Raw genomic sequence first — 1,062 nt, 5'->3', positions numbered from 1 at the left:
TGTTCTGTCCATGGAGGTTGGTGACGGATCCCACGGCTTGGGGATCTTGAACGAGTGAGGGCCTTCCGGGTTCGGTGTGGATTGCGACATCTGCACCGACCAGAAAGGCCCTCATGCCCCACCGTAATGCACCTCTGACCGAGACCGGCCGCCTGCGTCTGGCCCGTTGCGTCGTCGAGGACGGCTGGCCCCTGCGCCGGGCCGCCGAACGCTTCCAGGTCTCACCCACCACGGCCCAGCGGTGGGCTCAGCGCTACCGAGAGCAGGGCGAGGCCGGAATGACCGACCGCTCCTCCCGGCCCCACTACAGCCCGCGCCGGACACCGGCCCGTACCGAGCGGCGGATCATCAAGGTCCGTGTCCTGCGACGCTGGGGACCGGCCCGCATCGCCTACCTCCTCGGACTGAACCCGGCGACCGTGCACCGCGTCCTGACCCGCTACAAACTCGCTCGCCTGACCCACCTGGACCGCGCCACCGGCCGGGTCATCCGCCGCTACGAGCACGCCGCCCCCGGCGACCTCGTCCACGTCGACATCAAGAAACTCGGCAACATCCCCGACGGCGGCGGCCACAAGTTCCTCGGCCGGCAGGCAGGCCGCAAGAACCGCGCCAAGGCCGGTATGAGCTTCCTGCACAACGCCGTCGACGACCACTCCCGCCTCGCCTACAGCGAGATCCTCACCGACGAGAAGAAGGAAACCGCCGTCGGATTCTGGCAGCGCGCCCACGCCTACTTCACCGACGCCGGGATCACCGTCCAGCGCGTCCTGACCGACAACGGCTCCTGCTACAAGTCGCACCTCTGGCGCAACTCACTTGCTGCACAGGGCATTTCACACAAACGAACCCGCCCCTACCGACCCCAGACGAACGGGAAGGTCGAGCGGTTCAACCGGACCCTGCTGGACGAGTGGGCCTACGCCAAGGCATACCGGACCGAGACCGAACGGCGTGACGCCTACCCGCAATGGCTCCACACCTACAATCACCACCGCGGACACACCGCGCTCAAAGGCCAACCACCCGCCAGCCGCGTCCCCAACCTCACGGGTCAGTACA

At 67.4% G+C, this 1,062-nt stretch carries 1 protein-coding gene; it reads left to right on the top strand.

Translation table 11 applies throughout. The features are described from left to right. Positions 1 to 113: 113 nt before the first annotated feature. Positions 114 to 1,062: IS481 family transposase (locus tag AB0I52_RS32845; protein WP_363078836.1), on the top strand; the 949-nt coding region annotated here is incomplete at its 3' end.

It is taken from the genome of Streptomyces sp. NPDC050423 (assembly GCF_040655445.1).
Classification (GTDB): domain Bacteria; phylum Actinomycetota; class Actinomycetes; order Streptomycetales; family Streptomycetaceae; genus Streptomyces.
This window is presented reverse-complemented; position numbering and strand designations above follow the sequence as displayed.